13 protein-coding genes are annotated in these 15,242 nt (G+C 62.3%); 6 read left to right on the top strand and 7 right to left on the bottom strand.

Features of this window, described 5'->3' with window-relative positions; translation table 11 throughout:
• Both ACILRN_RS03100 and ACILRN_RS03095 read right to left on the bottom strand, forming a co-directional pair.
• Positions 1-399, bottom strand: a 399-nt coding sequence (locus ACILRN_RS03100; protein ID WP_395685441.1) for a MaoC family dehydratase N-terminal domain-containing protein, incomplete at its 3' end; no start/stop codon positions are given.
• Positions 400-843: 444 nt separating this feature from the next.
• Positions 844-1,299 carry an RpiB/LacA/LacB family sugar-phosphate isomerase gene (locus ACILRN_RS03095; protein ID WP_395685439.1) on the bottom strand — a complete coding sequence of 152 codons (456 nt, stop codon included), beginning with the start codon at positions 1,297-1,299 and terminating at the stop codon, positions 844-846.
• A 171-nt stretch (positions 1,300-1,470) separates the two neighbouring features.
• Here ACILRN_RS03095 and ACILRN_RS03090 point away from each other — a divergent pair, with 171 nt between their 5' ends.
• Positions 1,471-2,076: a MarR family winged helix-turn-helix transcriptional regulator gene (locus ACILRN_RS03090; protein WP_395685437.1), complete on the top strand. Its 606-nt coding sequence runs from the start codon at positions 1,471-1,473 to the stop codon at positions 2,074-2,076.
• Here the strand turns inward: ACILRN_RS03090 and ACILRN_RS03085 are convergent.
• On the bottom strand, positions 2,058-3,665 hold the full coding sequence (locus ACILRN_RS03085; protein WP_395685435.1) for a phosphoenolpyruvate carboxykinase: 1,608 nt from the start codon (positions 3,663-3,665) through the stop codon (positions 2,058-2,060). The genes ACILRN_RS03090 and ACILRN_RS03085 overlap by 19 nt on opposite strands.
• 131 nt (positions 3,666-3,796) lie before the next feature.
• Positions 3,797-4,507, bottom strand: coding sequence for a HugZ family protein (locus ACILRN_RS03080; RefSeq protein WP_395685434.1), 711 nt, complete (start codon positions 4,505-4,507; stop codon positions 3,797-3,799).
• Positions 4,508-4,616: 109 nt separating this feature from the next.
• Between ACILRN_RS03080 and ACILRN_RS03075 the strand changes: the two genes are divergently transcribed.
• The 5 genes from ACILRN_RS03075 (at position 4,617) to ACILRN_RS03055 (ending at position 8,348) form a co-directional block, all read left to right on the top strand.
• Positions 4,617-5,315, top strand: a complete 699-nt coding sequence (locus tag ACILRN_RS03075) for a response regulator transcription factor (RefSeq protein ID WP_395685432.1) — start codon at positions 4,617-4,619, stop codon at positions 5,313-5,315.
• Positions 5,316-5,340: 25 nt separating this feature from the next.
• Positions 5,341-7,134, top strand: coding sequence for a stimulus-sensing domain-containing protein (locus ACILRN_RS03070; protein WP_395685430.1), 1,794 nt, complete (start codon positions 5,341-5,343; stop codon positions 7,132-7,134).
• The gene (locus ACILRN_RS03065; RefSeq protein ID WP_395685428.1) at positions 7,127-7,591 is read left to right on the top strand and encodes an HPr kinase/phosphorylase; all 465 of its coding nucleotides are present in this window, start codon (positions 7,127-7,129) and stop codon (positions 7,589-7,591) included. Before ACILRN_RS03070 ends, ACILRN_RS03065 begins: the two co-directional genes overlap by 8 nt.
• Positions 7,592-7,666: 75 nt before the next feature.
• Positions 7,667-8,065 (top strand): PTS sugar transporter subunit IIA, encoded by a 399-nt coding sequence (locus ACILRN_RS03060; protein ID WP_395685427.1) that lies wholly within the window; start codon positions 7,667-7,669, stop codon positions 8,063-8,065.
• Positions 8,066-8,069: 4 nt separating this feature from the next.
• Complete coding sequence (locus ACILRN_RS03055; protein WP_395685425.1) at positions 8,070-8,348, top strand: HPr family phosphocarrier protein; 279 nt, start codon at positions 8,070-8,072, stop codon at positions 8,346-8,348.
• A 151-nt stretch (positions 8,349-8,499) separates the two neighbouring features.
• On the opposite strand, the gene trxA is transcribed toward ACILRN_RS03055, so the two are convergent.
• From trxA to addB, 3 genes are all read right to left on the bottom strand, one after another.
• Positions 8,500-8,823, bottom strand: a complete 324-nt coding sequence (trxA, locus tag ACILRN_RS03050) for a thioredoxin (RefSeq protein WP_395685423.1) — start codon at positions 8,821-8,823, stop codon at positions 8,500-8,502.
• A gap of 71 nt (positions 8,824-8,894) precedes the next feature.
• Positions 8,895-12,242: a double-strand break repair helicase AddA gene (gene addA / locus ACILRN_RS03045; RefSeq protein ID WP_395685421.1), complete on the bottom strand. Its 3,348-nt coding sequence runs from the start codon at positions 12,240-12,242 to the stop codon at positions 8,895-8,897.
• Positions 12,239-15,241: a double-strand break repair protein AddB gene (gene addB / locus ACILRN_RS03040; protein WP_395685419.1), complete on the bottom strand. Its 3,003-nt coding sequence runs from the start codon at positions 15,239-15,241 to the stop codon at positions 12,239-12,241. Before addB ends, addA begins: the two co-directional genes overlap by 4 nt.
• Position 15,242: the final 1 nt, after the last annotated feature.

The following is a 15,242-nucleotide window of genomic DNA, read 5'->3' as shown; positions in this document are numbered from 1 at the left end:
GCCATGTTCACCGCTGATCTCGTGATGAACCGAAACAAGGCACAACTCACCCGTGGCCCCCCGCTTGAAGCGGATATCGCCGATGGTTGAAACGCGAACGATGCTGGCGCCCATCTGCAGCGGCTGCAGTGTCTCGATCATGCCGCCTGCCCACATGCGGCGTGGAAATGGAACAGGGGGCAGAAACAGGCCCTTGCGTTCTGCGCCATCCGGGCCAGTATCCGCCATGGCGGGAATGGCCGGTGCTAGACAGGCATGAAGCCCCGGCGGACACGTTGATCCGCCATCATCGAACAGATAGGGGCCTAGCGTTGCCCGGAACTCGGCGAGGAGACGCGGCGTCACCACGTCTTCACGTGTCACGCGGCGCCCGACCCAGTCGTGGAAATCCTCTTTCATTCAATGAGACCTCGTTAGGCCGGGCACATGCGCGGCAGGACAGGACCGGATCGATAGAGAGCGCCGACACCTGATCGAGCCGCACTTCGCCAAACTTGCAGCGGCGACAAGTGATTTCACCATCTTGGCCTCCACACGCCGGGCCGGTGAGCCCCTCTTATGCACTCCGCAGGATTGAGCACATCTTCGCAGCCGATGGTGGTGGTGGCATGGTTCATGATGCTGCGAATCGGATCAGTCCTGCGTCCAGTCTGGCAGGCGCAGCGGATGTCGACAAGAAACAGCGAAAGACTGTGAGCCCCGGCTCGTCCAGATCTTGTGGCCATGAAAGATGTCGCGGACACCTTCCCGATGCGCAGACGCACTCCTGACACAGGACACGCCAACAGGCGCCGGCATGGGCCTCGCACGGCTTTCCAACCGCCGTACGAATGTCGTCATGGATCATGGCCCGGATCGTTTGACGGCAGATCCATCGAGACGGTTGATAGCCTCGACATTCGCAGCCGACGGGCCTGTCGGGTCAAAGCTGGAGGAAAGCCAGGTGTCAACAATCGCCTTGGCCAGTTCCGGGCCAATGACCCGCGCGCCCATGGTGATGATCTGGGCATTGTTGGACTTGGCGGCACGTTCGGCGGAATAGGTGTCATGCGTCAGCGCTGCGCGGATACCGGGAACCTTGTTGGCGGCGATGCAAACCCCGATGCCCGTACCACAGATAAGGATACCCCGCTCGAAATTGCCATCCCTCACCTTCCCTGCCAGATCGGCGGCAAGGTCGGCATAGAAGCCGGCGGCACTCAGATTGGACACGATATGCCCGGGTTTCGACTTCAGATGCGCCTCGATGACATCAAGCAGCGGCTTGCCCGCGCTGTCTGCACCCACTGCAATCTTCATGGCCAACCTCCGAAACACCTCGCTTCGTCCTTATCCGAGAAGCGGGTCGGGCCGCAACCTTCCGGATCGAGACAGGCCGAAGGGCTGGTCAAGATTCTTCTCGCCGAGGCTGCGACTTTGTGAAACCATGAGGAGGCCGAAGAAGCCACATGGCAGGAAGGCATCTGGCAGATGATCGACGATGACGGGCAGGAGGCCGGCGGCGCAGCGATCGCACAACAGCTGGAGCGGCTGGCGCGGCTGATGCGGGCCCGCGACCACCAGCACGGCCTCAACCCGGCACAGCGCGAAGCACTCCGCTACCTGAGCCGCGCCAACAGGTTCTCCAATTCCCCAAGTGCCCTCAGCCGGTATCTCGGTGCAACCAAGGGGACGATTTCCCAGACCGTCAAGGCACTGGTACGAAAGGGGCTGCTGAGCAAGAGCTCGCGTCCGGACAGTGGCAAGCTGGTGGCTCTCAGCCTCACGGCGAAGGGCGAGGCCGCCCTGGCGGATGATCCATGGCTGAGGCTGGCGCAGGCCATCAGTGAACTGGGAGGCAAGACACGCCGACGCATGCTGCGGGGGTTCGAAGAGTTGCTGCGCGCGGAACTCGGCCGCGAGGGAATGATCAGCTTCGGCACCTGCCGGAGTTGCCGGTTCTTCCGCACCGAGGGCAATCAGGCTGAAGCCGGCAAGCCATATTGCTGCATGCATTTTGAGGCCGGTCTGACAGCCGAAGATGTCGGGCGAATCTGCGCGGCGCACACGCCCGGCAGCTATTCGGCTGCGATCTGAACAGCAGGACCGGCAGCCCTGACCTCGGCATCAGCGGCTTGTTCAAAACGTTCGAAGTTCCGCACGAACATCCCGACCAGTTTACGCGCCATGGCATCATAGGCGAGGCCATCAGGCCAGGTCTGGCGCGGATCGAGGCACGTTGGATCAACCCCGTCTGCACGCATCGGCACGGCAAAGCCGAAGTGAGCATCACGGCGCATCGGAGCATGGTCGAGTTCGCCATCAAGGGCAGCACGCAGCAGCGCCCGCGTGACCCCGATGGGCATGCGCTGACCCACGCCATGGGGGCCGCCCGTCCATCCGGTATTGAGAAGCCAGCATGACACCTGGTGGCGGTTGATGAAGCTGCGCAGCAGGTTTCCATAAACCGCTGGATCACGTGGAATGAAGGGGGCGCCGAAGCAAGTGGAAAATGTGGCAGAAGGCTCGGTCACCCCACGTTCGGTACCCGCCACCTTGGCGGTGTAGCCTGAGAGGAAGTGATACATGGCCTGAGCGGGCGTCAGCCTGGCAATGGGAGGCAGCACGCCAAAGGCGTCGGCCGTAAGCATCACGATGGTGCGAGGTATCGCTGCCCGGCCCGAGGTACTGGCGCTGGCGATTGCGGCCAGCGGATAGGCGGCACGCGTGTTTTCCGTGATGGAGCCGTCATCAAGATCGAGGCGGCGGGTGTCGCCATCGATCGTCACATTTTCGAGCACGGTTCCCCAGCTGTGGGTGGCAGCGTGAATCTGAGGCTCAGCCTGTTTTGACAGTCTGATGACCTTGGCGTAGCATCCACCCTCGAAATTGAACAGGCCATCTTCGGACCAGCCGTGTTCGTCATCGCCAAGCAGTGTGCGGGAAGGATCGGCGGAAAGCGTGGTCTTGCCTGTGCCGGAGAGCCCGAAGAATACGGCACTCTCACCCAGCGGGCCGATATTGGCCGAACAATGCATGGGAAGGACCCCCTTTGCAGGCAAAAGATAGTTGAGGACGGTGAAAACCGCCTTCTTCATTTCGCCGGCATAGTGCGTGCCCCCGATGAGCACGAGGCCGCGGGCGAGATCAAGCGCTATGACGGTTTCACCACGCGTGCCATGGCGGGCAGCATCGGCACGGAACGACGGCAGATTGATGATGGTGAGTGCAGGAGCAAAGCCAACCCGGTCAGCCGGCAGAATGAGCAGATGCTGGATGAAAAGGGCATGCCAGGCCTGCTCGGTGATCACCCGGACGGACAGACGGTGGACCGGGTCGGCACCGGCGGCCAGATCCTGCACGAACAGAGATTTCAGCCGCGCATGCGCCAGAAAATCCTGGCGCAGGGCTTCGAAATGCTCGCGGCTCATGGCCCTGTTGTTATCCCACCAGATGCTGTGTTCGGTGGTTGAATCACGCACCACGAACTTGTCGGCGGGGCTTCGGCCCGTGTGCTGGCCGGTGCTCACCACCAGGCCCCCGCCTTCCGCCACCAGCCCCTCGCCGCGCGCAACAGCCTCCTGATAGAGCGCGGCAGCCGGTGCGTTCCAGGAGATGCGGTCAGCCCATCTGAGTCCGAGGTCAGCCAACTGGCTGCGAATGAGAGCGTCCGTGGCAGTGGTCATTGCAAGCCCCCCGCAAATGCCTGCGTCGGATCATAGTGACCAGGCGCATATGCAGGCAAGCAAATAATGATGTAATGCAATTTTTACATCATCTATTTGCGGTATCGCAAGTCAAAAATTGATGTTTTCCCTTAGTCCTTTCTCTGCGTGCCGAGCCGTGCCAGCACTGCCCGCAGCTCCATGCCGGACCAGACCGGAGGGTCAAACGCCAGCCGAAGGCTTTCCTGCTCGCGGCACAGATCCGCGCCGTCAGGGTCGATTGCCGCGATTTTCCAGCCACCGGGCGAGGCGCCCAGCAGTAGTTCGGCATAGCGCTGGATGGCATCCGCGTGATCTTCGTTCATGTGTGACAGTGCCTCCGCCTCGAGAGCGTCCATCTCATCTGTTGAGGGAAACATCTCATCTGCCGGAATTGTCTCGATGCGGCCAAAGCCCGCCACCGCATGTGCGCGCTGCGGCTCCATCCGCCAGATGCCAAAATCGCCAAAGCTCGCATAGAGCTCGGCTGCCGGGTGGCGGGCAAGATAGCGCCGGATCAGGCCTGGAGCGTCACAGCGCGAAAAGCTGCCCATCACCGTGACCCGCGCCCCGGTGAGCGCATCGCCGTCGGGGGGCAACTCCGCCACCATGAGGCTGGCCCGGGGATCGGCAAGCAGATTGCGGGTGTGCCAGGCGAGGGTCGAGACCAGGATCACCGGCCAGCCCCGCACGTCCGTGGCGACATTCACCAGCGAGGCATAGGGGCTACCATCATCGGAATTGAAGGTTGAGAGGGTGGCGGTGCGCGCCCGCCGCAGCAACCCTCGCGCCGCCGCTGCACTGAAACTTCTGTTGCCGCTCATTGTCACGCCTCGCATTTCCAGCCAGAAGGCCCTATCATGACTGCCATATTTTGTTCCAGTTCCGCCCCTAGGCGGACAACGAGGATACAATTGAAGGATGAACAGGAAAATGCCGACGATCGCCCTGGTCGATGATGACCGCAATATTCTGACAAGCGTAGGCATGGCACTCGAGAACGAGGGCTACAGCGTTCAGAAATACAATGATGGCGCGGCAGCCTTGCAGGGTCTGCAGGACAATCCGCCCGACATGGCGATCTTCGACATCAAGATGCCGCGCATGGATGGCATGGAGCTGTTGCGCCGCATCCGCCAGAAGTCCGACCTGCCGGTAATTTTCCTCACCTCGAAGGACGACGAGATCGATGAGTTGTTCGGCCTCAAGATGGGCGCCGACGACTTTATCAAGAAGCCGTTCTCCCAGCGCCTGCTTGTCGAGCGCGTGAAGGCGGTGATGCGGCGAGTGGTCAGCCGCGAGGCGGGCGCTGCGCCCCAGGAAGCCGCCAAGGTCATCGAGCGCGGCAAGCTTGCCATGGACCCCGACCGCCATTCCTGCACCTGGGACGGCAAGCCCGTGACGCTGACGGTGACTGAATTCCTGATCCTGCAGTCGCTCGCCCAGCGGCCCGGGATCGTGAAGAGCCGCGATGCGCTGATGGACGCCGCCTATGACGACCAGGTCTATGTCGATGACCGCACCATCGACAGCCACATCAAGCGGCTGCGCAAGAAGTTCAATTCCGTTGACCCGGACTTCGACGCGATCGAGACGCTCTATGGCGTGGGTTACCGTTTCAAGGAGCAGTGAGCCCGGCACCGGCTCCTGAACCAGGATGCACGATCAACCAGTGCCGCCACCTGCCGCCGACCGGACCGAGGCTGAGGACAGCGGCGAAACGGCAGAGAGATCCTTGCCACTGCGCCGGGGTTGGTTCCGTCGGTTGGCCTCGCAGCGGCTTACCGCCCGCATCGTGCTTCTCAACCTGCTGGGGCTCATCATCCTCGTTGCAGGCATTCTGTACTTCAACCAGTTCCGGCAGGGGCTGATCGACGCGCGCGTCCAGAGTCTCACCACGCAGGCCCAGATCATTGCTGCTGCCGTATCGGGCTCTGCCACGGTTGACACCGGCTCGATCGTCATTGACCCTGACTCGCTTGCCGATACGAGTGAGGAAGCACTCATCGAAACTGAACAGCCCGATAGTCTTGATTTTCCAATCGACCCGGAAACAGCAGGCCCGGTTCTGAAACGTCTTCTCGCCAATACCACCGTGCGCGCGCGCATCATCGACAAGGATGGCAACCTGATTGTCGACAGCCGCTTTCTCTCACCACGAGGCGATGTGGTGCAGACTGAACTGCCCCCGCTGGATGGCGAAGGCGGCGGCTTCAGCCCGAAGGCGTTCTGGCAGCGGGTAACCGCGGCGCTCTTCAGCTACGACTATCCCTGGCAACCCGACTATGGCTTCGACAACGGCAAGGAGTTTCCCGAAGTGGCCGCCGCGCTGAACGGCGCGAAGGTGAGCCTTGTGCGACTGAATGATCGCAGCCAGATCGTTGTGCTGGTTGCGGTCCCGGTCCAGCGCTACCGGGCAGTTCTGGGGGCACTTGTCCTGTCAACGAGCGGTGGCGAGATTGACGACGTGCTGCGTGCCGAACGGCAGGTCGTTCTGATGACATTCGGCTTCGTCGCGCTGGTCACCATTCTGCTTTCGATTCTTCTCGCCTCCACCATAGCCCTCCCGCTGCGACGACTCGCTGCGGCCGCCGAACGCGTCCGTCGCGGTATCAACAAGCGCGTCGAGATACCGGATTTCTCGGCCCGCGGTGACGAGATTGGCGATCTCTCAGGCGCCATCCGTGACATGACCAATGCACTCTACAGCCGGATCGCGGCAATCGAGGCCTTTGCAGCCGATGTCAGCCATGAGCTCAAGAATCCACTGACCTCGCTGAGAAGTGCGGTCGAGACCCTTGCCTATGCCAAGACCGATGAGCAGCGCACGCGGCTGGTGGACATCGTCAAGCACGATGTGAAACGGCTGGACCGCCTGATCACCGACATTTCCGATGCCTCGCGGCTCGATGCCGAACTGGCGCGGGGAGAGGCTCAGGCCCTTGACCTTTCGCAACTGCTTGAAACCATCGTCAGCTATTCAAACGATACCCGCAAGGACCATCAGGCCGAGGTCGAGCTTGAGGTCGCCAAGCCGCCACAAGGCATGGACCGCACCCAGGCCTACACCGTTATGGGTCATGATTCTCGCCTCGGACAGGTGGTACGAAACCTTGTGGACAACGCACGGTCCTTCACCAAACCAGGATCAAAAATCAGTATACGGATTAAACGCACTGGCCCCGATGTGGAGTTTCGCGTCGAGGACTGCGGGCCCGGGATCAGCCCGGACAATCTCGAACGAATCTTCGAGCGCTTCTATACTGACCGGCCCGAGGGCAGCTTCGGTTCCAATTCCGGCCTTGGCCTTTCCATTTCACAGCAAATCGTCGATGCCCACCGCGGCCGGATCTGGGCGGAAAACCGGTATGCAAAATCGGAAGCCGGAAGCGACAGGCAGGTGATCGGGGCCCGCTTTACCGTGCGCATTCCGGCCGCCCAGCATGACTGAGACGGCGCTGATGCACGGCACCTGCCTCGCGCTCGGCGAGGACGGCGTGTTGCTGCTGGGCGAACCCGGGTCCGGCAAGTCCGACCTCGCCCTGCGCCTGATCGATGCGGCAGGTGGCGGACTGTCTGGACACCTGCGCCCGGCGCGGCTGGTGGCCGATGACCAGGTGCTGATCCGCAGGCAGGCCAGCAGGCTCATGGCAACGGCACCACCGGCACTGTCAGGCATGCTGGAGATCAGGGGGCTTGGCCTGGCGCGGGTTACCACCGTGCCGGAGATCGCTCTGACCCTCGCCGTCCGGCTGACGCCAGCAAACGAGATTGAACGCATGCCGGATCTCGCCAGCGCCCGCATCGGCATTCTCGGCATCGGGCTTCCACTGATCCGGCTGGATCCGATCATGGCTTCTGCGCCTGCCCGTTTGCGGGCTGCCCTGGACCAGTTTGTGCCGCGCTGAAACCATATTGCATCGCAACCGAGTTGCGGGCATTGTTCGCCGCCGCCGGCAGGAATACGGAGTTGCTCTACCATCATGATCGGACTCGTCCTGGTCACCCATGGCCGCCTTGCTGACGAGTTCCGTTCGGCCCTCGAGCATGTCGTCGGCCCGCAATCTGCAATCGAGACCGTCGCCATCGGCCCGGATGACAACATGGAGGCCAGGCGCGCTGATATTGCCGCTGCCGTATCACGGGTGAACAGCGGCGCAGGCGTCATCATCCTGACGGACATGTTTGGCGGTACGCCGTCGAACCTGGCCATTTCGCTGCTCGAAATCGGCAAGGTCGAGGTGGTGGCAGGGCTCAACCTTCCAATGCTTGTGAAGCTCGCACGCATTCGCAAGGACTATGTCCTCGACAGGGCTGCGGCAGCAGCACAGGATGCTGGCCGCAAATACATCAATGTCGCAAGCCAGGTTCTGGGAGACTGATGGCATGCAGGCAGGCGCTACGTCGCGAGAATTGCCGATCGTCAATCAGCGCGGACTGCACGCGAGGGCCTCGGCCAAGTTCGTGAAATGTGCCGAAGCCTTCAATGCCGACATTACGGTAAGCCGTGACGGCATGTCAGTGCCGGCGACATCAATCATGGGACTGATGATGCTGGGCGCCGCCATGGGAACATCCATCATCGTTGACGCGAAGGGGCCGGAGGCCGCGGCAGCCCTTGAGGCGCTGACCCAGCTCGTTGCCAGCAAATTCGACGAAGAGTGATTGGAGCAGGAACCAACCTGACTGGATCGCGCCGACAGGAGAATTTCGCGGTATGGCCACAGCAATGGCGAAAGGCGGGCTGGTGGCCCGATCGAGCCATCCGACCCCGCCGCGACCGAACGGCACCGTTTCAATCAGGTCGCTTCTTGCTCTAGACGATCGACTGCTCGATCCACGACTGCAACTGGGTTTTCGGTGCTGCGCCGACCTTGGTGGCCGCCACCTGCCCGCCCTTGAACACCACCAGCGTGGGAATGCTGCGTACACCATAGCGGGCGGGGGTCGACGGGTTCTCGTCGATGTTGATCTTGACGATCTTGGCCTTCGGGCCAAGGCTGGCAGCGATCTCTTCCAGGGCTGGCGCGATCATCTTGCAGGGTCCGCACCATTCAGCCCAGAAATCAACGACAACAGGCGTATCGGACTGCAGCACATCCTTGTCGAAGGACGTGTCAGATACTTTGTGCGTAGCCATGAGGACCCTCGTTGCAGCTGTGGCGGGAATCACCGTTTCGGGGGTGAAGGTAAGAGCCGCCCCCCGCATGGTCAAGGGCGGGGCTGGCGCAGGGCTGCCATGCGGTCAAGCAACTCGTCGGGGATCATCATCAGACTGGGAGTCTCGGTCCAGACAATGCAGAAGCGCAATGGTTTTTCAGGCTCCGTGAGCCGCAAGGCGTCACGATAGATGGCAAGCTGCATGAGATAGTCAGGAGGGCAGTCTGCCGGGCGTGTCGGCACGTCACGGTCGGTCTTGTAATCGGCAACCAGAATGGCGTCGGGCAAGACCACCAGGCGGTCCATGCGGCGGCGTTCGACACCGCCCCCCGGCATATCGATGATCAGCGCCGCCTCGGAATGCCCGTCCCCCGAAAACAGGCCGGACAGGTCGGGGTTTGAGATCAAAGCCAGCAGCTCATCGGCCAGGGCGGGGTCCGCCCCGGCGCGCCTGACGGCTGCGACAACATAGGGCAGGCGCTCATCCGCGTCGAGTTCCGGAAGATTCTGCAGGATGCGGTGAATGAGGATGCCGCGCGCCACCCGCTCTTCGCTGCGGCGGCGCGGCGGTGGTTGACCCGTATCAGATGGGGAGAACTCCACCCTGCGGCTTGCCCATGCCGGAACTGGCGGCACCGCACCGGCCCGAACCACGCCTCCATCGGGTATCTTCACAGGTGGAGCACCCAGCCGCCAGCCCTGGCCATCGGCCAGCGGGGACATCTGCCCGACAAGTGCATGATGAACGGTATTGTACCAGCACAAATCAGGGATCTTCTTCTGACCGGCGTAGCCACAGATATAGAGCTCGTCCTCCGCCCGTGTCATGGCGACATAGAGCAGCCTGTGATACTCGGCGATGGCATCGGCTTTTTGAGCATCCCTGAACCTTGCCACCTCACGCGTGGTCTTGAGGTTGGCCGGAACCCAGAGCGGCACCTTGGCAAGCCCGTCACCCTCACATTGCAGCATCAGCAGCGGATCACTCTTCTGATATTCCGGAATGCTGGTGGTATCCGGCAGGATCACGATGGGCGCCTCGAGGCCCTTGGCTCCATGCACGGTCATGACGCGCACCAGCCCGGCATCCGGGTCCATGTTACGCTTGATCTCGATCTCCTCGGCCTGAAACCAGTTGACGAAGCCCGCCAGTGATGTGCCATGCAACTCCTCGTAATCGAGGGCGCGGTCGAGCAGTGCGTCAATGGCATCATTGGCTTCGCTCCCAAGCCGGGACACGAAGCGCAATCGTGACGCAGTCAGGACGCCAACGAGAAATTCGAAGGGACGGGCACCGGGCGCCGACGCGACGAGCGGCCGAAGCAAAGTTGCAGCGGCAGCATAGGGCTCCTTCGCCTCGTGCGAAAGTCGCTGCCAGAGCGTGCCCGGAACATGGCCAGCAGCAAGATGGAGAAGGTCATCTTCACTCAATGGCTGCTCAAACAGTGGGCTCTTGAGGATACAGGCCAGTGCATGATCATCTTCCGGCATGATCGTGAACTGCACCAGCGCCAGCAGGTCGAGCACTGCGATGTTCTCACCCAGCTTCAGGCGGTCCGCGCCTGCCACCGGTATGCCCTCGTTCCACAGCGCCCGGATCATCCCATCAAAGAAGCTGTTGCGCTGTCGCACCAGTATCAGAATGTCGCCCGGCTCAACGGCGCGGTTCTGGGCAGAAAGACGGCGATGGCCGATCCAGCCCTTGATTGTCCTGACAAGCCGCTTCGCCAGCCGGCGGCGGGGCGACTCGGTGGGCTCGCGGTCAACCGGCGCCTGCCATGGCTGCTGCTCCAGCGCGTCGCCGGGATGTTCCAGAGGCCAGATCTCAACCACACCAGGCTCGCCGCGCCGGTTCGGCTCATGGTGCCAGTCGCGCGGCACATTACCGTCAAGCTTCAGGCGGGCCGGGGATCTTTCTGCAAACACCGCGTCGACGGCAAAAAGCACCTCCGGCGTGGAACGGAATGACACGCTGAAATCCACGGCGCGAAATTCCTGCCTGGCCCCTTCTGCCTGACGCTGAACGTCGGTCAGGACGTCTTCAAACACGGCGGGGTCAGCGCCCTGGAACGAATAGATCGACTGCTTGCGGTCGCCAACAACGAACAGGGTGCGCAGAGCGGTTCCATGACGGCCCTCGCCGGTAAAAAAATCATCGGTCAGTGAGCGGATGATTTGCCACTGCATCGGGCTTGTATCTTGGGCCTCATCGACGAGCAGGTGCTCGATGCCGCCATCAAGCTTGTAGAGTACCCAGGCCGCATCGGGCCTTTCGCGCAGCAGTTCACCGGTGCGGATGATCAGATCATCGAAGTCATAGGCGCCGCGCGCCCTTTTGGCCTCCGAAAACCGCTCAGAGATAGCCTGGCCAAGCTTGAGCAGAGACAGCGTTGCGGTCAGGCACTCGAGGTCGCCGAGCAGCCCGAGCCCGTCCACAAGGCGGGCCTGATCGGCCTTTATGAAATCCTCGATCCAGCCATGAGCGGCAAGGGTCTTCTTGTTGGCAATCGACTGGCGGATGGAACCATCCTTGATCAGCAAGACACTGCACAACGACAGAAGCGTGGCAGACTGCGACGATAGCTGCTTGCGGATCTCAGCTGCGCGGTCACGCTCGGTGCTGGAGCCGCGATCAAGAACCTCGGCAAGTTCCAGATATCTGCCGGCATCACATCGCAGGGTCTCCACGAGGCCTTCACGCGTGAGCCCCTGCTCGAGTGACAACAGGTGGCGCAACTGGTGCTCGGCCCTGCCAAGACCGTCATCCGTCTCGAGGATCGCGCGAAGCGTGGCTCTCTTGCCAAGGAGTTGTGCCAGGAGCTTGTCGAAATCACCGGCATTGGCACGGTTGACGACGTCCTGCAGCGCATCGCCAAGTGCACCCGGCTTGCCATCGCGCGCATCGATCAGCACAGCGTTGCGCGCCTCTGCCAGCACTGCGCGTGTTTCACGCTCATCCAGCATGGAAAAATGCGGCACCACGCCGGCTTCTACCGGAAACAACTGAAGCACCCGCTCACAGAAGGCATGAATGGTCTGAATCTTCAGGCCCCCTGGCGTTTCAAGAGCGCGGGTGAACAATTGCCGGGCGAGAGCCAGGCGCTGCCGATCGGCTCGCATGACGCCCAGCCTTGCAAGTTCTGCAAGCAATGCGGCATCATCGAGCGTCACCCATTTGCCGAGGCGCTCAAACAGTCGGTTTGCCATCTCGGCAGCGGCTGCCTTCGTGAAGGTCAGGCACATGATGCGGGAGGGCTCGCTGCCGCCCAGCATCAGTCTTATGACCCGGTCAACCAGCACATGTGTCTTGCCCGATCCGGCATTGGCGTTGACCCAGACCGTGGCCGCAGGATCTGATGCCTTGAGCTGTGCCTGGCTGGCGGCAGGATTTTCCTTCACGACAGGTCTCCGGCAAGCGTCCACTCCCGGAAGCGCGAGAGATGATCATAGTCGCTTTCATCTTCCTCACGCTCCATCATTGCGCGCGGGAGATAAGCCTGGTCAGCATTCGCATAGGCGCCAAGCAATCTTGTGAGGCCCGCGAGATGCCGCTCTGCCAGCTCCATCACGTCGACATCAAGCGGCCTGTCTTCGCCCGCAGGCTCGCCGCCGGTCAAATGCACATAGCCAATTGCCGCGACTGCCCGTTTCTCAATCATCTCGAAGCCACCACGGGCCAGAATGGCGGCCTGCAGCGTCAGCTGCGGTGCGAGCCCGATCTTGACCTGCGGCAGGGTTGGCACTTCGCCAGTCTTGTAGTCAGTGATGCGGGCGCTGCCATTGGCGAGGAGATCAATGCGGTCGGCGCGGCAAGTCAACGTGAAGGGCTCACCGGCAATGTGAAGCTGGACCGAACCACGGCACTCGGCAATCACCTGCTCGACACCCCGGCGGGCCGTTGGCTCGTTCTCGACAAACCAGCGGGCGGCACGGCGGAACCGCGGCCACCAAAAACTCATCAGCCCAGGATAATCGGCAATTTGCGCAAAGTGCCGCGCCCCGAGGCTTTCCAGCATCAGCAATGCATCATCTGGGATATGCCGGGGGCAGGCGCCGAGAAAATCACCGATGGCGCCATGAATCATGACGCCCCGGCGGGCGGGATCAGGTGCAGACGTAACCGGCTTGACCGGCTCGAGCCCCAACACATGGCGGGCGTAGATTGCATAGGGATCGCGGATCAGCGTTTCGATGCGGGTGACGCTGAGACTTTTCGGCCGCAGGACCCGAGATGGCCTTGGCCTTGGCATCGGCACGGGGCTGACCGTTCCGGATGATGCGAGACGGCGTGCCAGGCTCACCCATCGGTTCTCGAACTTGGCTTCATCACGCTCTGACAGTCCGAGCATCATCAGGAGGCGCAGGATCCAGCGTGATGGGGTAGCCGGCGAATCACCGACACGGCGGGACCACAGAAGCTTCACCTCGGCGTTTGCAAAGGCCTGCACGAAATCATGCGCAGTCTGGCCGATTTGTGTTTCAGGTTGCCTCATCGCCAGGATGTCTCGCATCGGGCGATTGATCCATGGTCCGCTTTCGGCCGGGCCAGGCCATGTGCCTTCATTGAGGCCCGCCAGCACCATCACATCGGCACGTATCAGACGGGCCTCGAGCAGCCCCAGAATTCGGATCGGCAAGGGCTCACGGCCGGCGCTGCGCAGCGGCAGCGCCTGCAGGCAGTTGCGGATGATGGCGGCGGCCCGCATCAGGCTGCAGCCACTCAGCAGGCGTGACTCGGTGCGCAGAAGGCCAAGCGCTTCATGCAGCAGGTCGGCGCCCTCACCGGTGTGGAAGGATTCTCCGGCCATGGCTTCACAGGCCTGGACCAGCCGGTCGATATGCCCAGCCAGGCTAGCGGGCGGATCATGGAGCAAGGGCGCCAGGATCTCGGAGATGCGCACACAGTGGGCAGCGGCCTCTTCCCACTGCTCCGTGCTGATGCTGCCAAGAAGAAGGTGAGACCGCTTCAGGTCCGCCTGGCTGACCACCAGCCTCAGGGCATGTGCAAGCTTGCCGATCTCGGGCGCACCGGTTCCTGTGCGAAGCAGCGCCAGTTCAATCAGGCTGGAATGGCGGCGGGCATCTTCGGCAGCGAGTCCGAAACATGCCATGTCATGGCGCAAGAGCGCTGCAAGCGGCTCGGCGGCAAAGCCCTGCAGCAGCCCCTCCAGCAGCAGGTTCAGAAGTGCCGCCCCGCCAGACCGGATCAACGGCTCGCCTGCCGAGTCGGCGATGTCGATGTTCCAGCGCCTGAGTTCGGCCTTGACGCGGCGCGCCAGCTGGCGATCAGGCGTCACCAGACAAGCAGATCGGCCCGGTGTTTCGAGGCACTCCCGCAGGATGAGGGCGGCGACCACCGCCTGCTCTTCAATGCTGCGGGTGGAGACGAGCTCGACACCCTGCATTGCTGCGGCGCGCCTCGGCTCCTGGCCTTTGAGCGCCTCGTGCCAATGATCAGCTGTCTCAGCAGGCCTCATCAATTCGCTGGCGAGCCAGACGCGTGGCTGCTGTTCGCTGACGCCAAGCGATTGCACCATGCTTCGCGAGGCATTGAGCCGGGCCAGCAGCTGCTTCATGGCATGCTGCGGATGAGTCGGGCCGACCGACATCCAGCTCTGTTCATCCATGGTTGTGTCAAGGCCGGGCACAACGACCGCTCCATGCCGAAGGCCAGCAATGGCCTTCAGCAACTCGCAGGTGGCAGGGATGGTTCCAGTGGAGCCCGCGGCAATGAACGGGCGTTCGGTGGACGTGAACGCCAGCCGCCGTGCTTCACGGCGCAGAATTGCAGATCGGCGCGCCTGCGGCCCGATGAGCTGCTCTGCATGAAGTCGCTGTGGGTAGACCTGCTTCACTATGGCGAGGAACTCCAAGATTGCCTCGCGGTGCCGGGCAGCTTCGAGACCATAGAGATCAGCCAGCCGGGAGGCATCAATTTCCTCCGTCTCGAGACTGTCGAGAAACTCGGCAAGCGACTGAGCGAGGCCTACCGCAAGATGCGGCGCCCCGGCAATTTCCAGGGCAAGCCGGCTGGCCGGATGAGTTGCCGCCCAGTCGTCGATGAGGTCAATGAGGAGAAGCAGTTGCCCCGGCCGGCTCAGCGGCTGGGCCAGTTCATCGAGCGGATGAAGAGGAGCCAGAAGGTCTTCATCAATGTCGCCCAGCGGGCGGATACGCGGCAGGAGCACGCCTTTTCTGCCTGCAAGCCTGAGAAAGATATCCTCCAGCGCCCGAACGGCGCGGCGGGTGGGAAGCAGGATGGTCCAGCGTGCAAGATCGAGCGGGCCCGGTACCTTTGCTTCCTCGGCGGGAAAGCCGGACAGAACCGCTCGCGCCAAAGTCTCGAGAAAGGGCTGGTCGGGAGCAATGGTGAAGAGTCGGGGGGCTTCAACCGCCATC

Origin of the sequence: Aestuariivirga sp. (assembly GCF_044238155.1) — a bacterium.
Lineage (GTDB): Bacteria > Pseudomonadota > Alphaproteobacteria > Rhizobiales > Aestuariivirgaceae > Aestuariivirga.
This window is presented reverse-complemented; position numbering and strand designations above follow the sequence as displayed.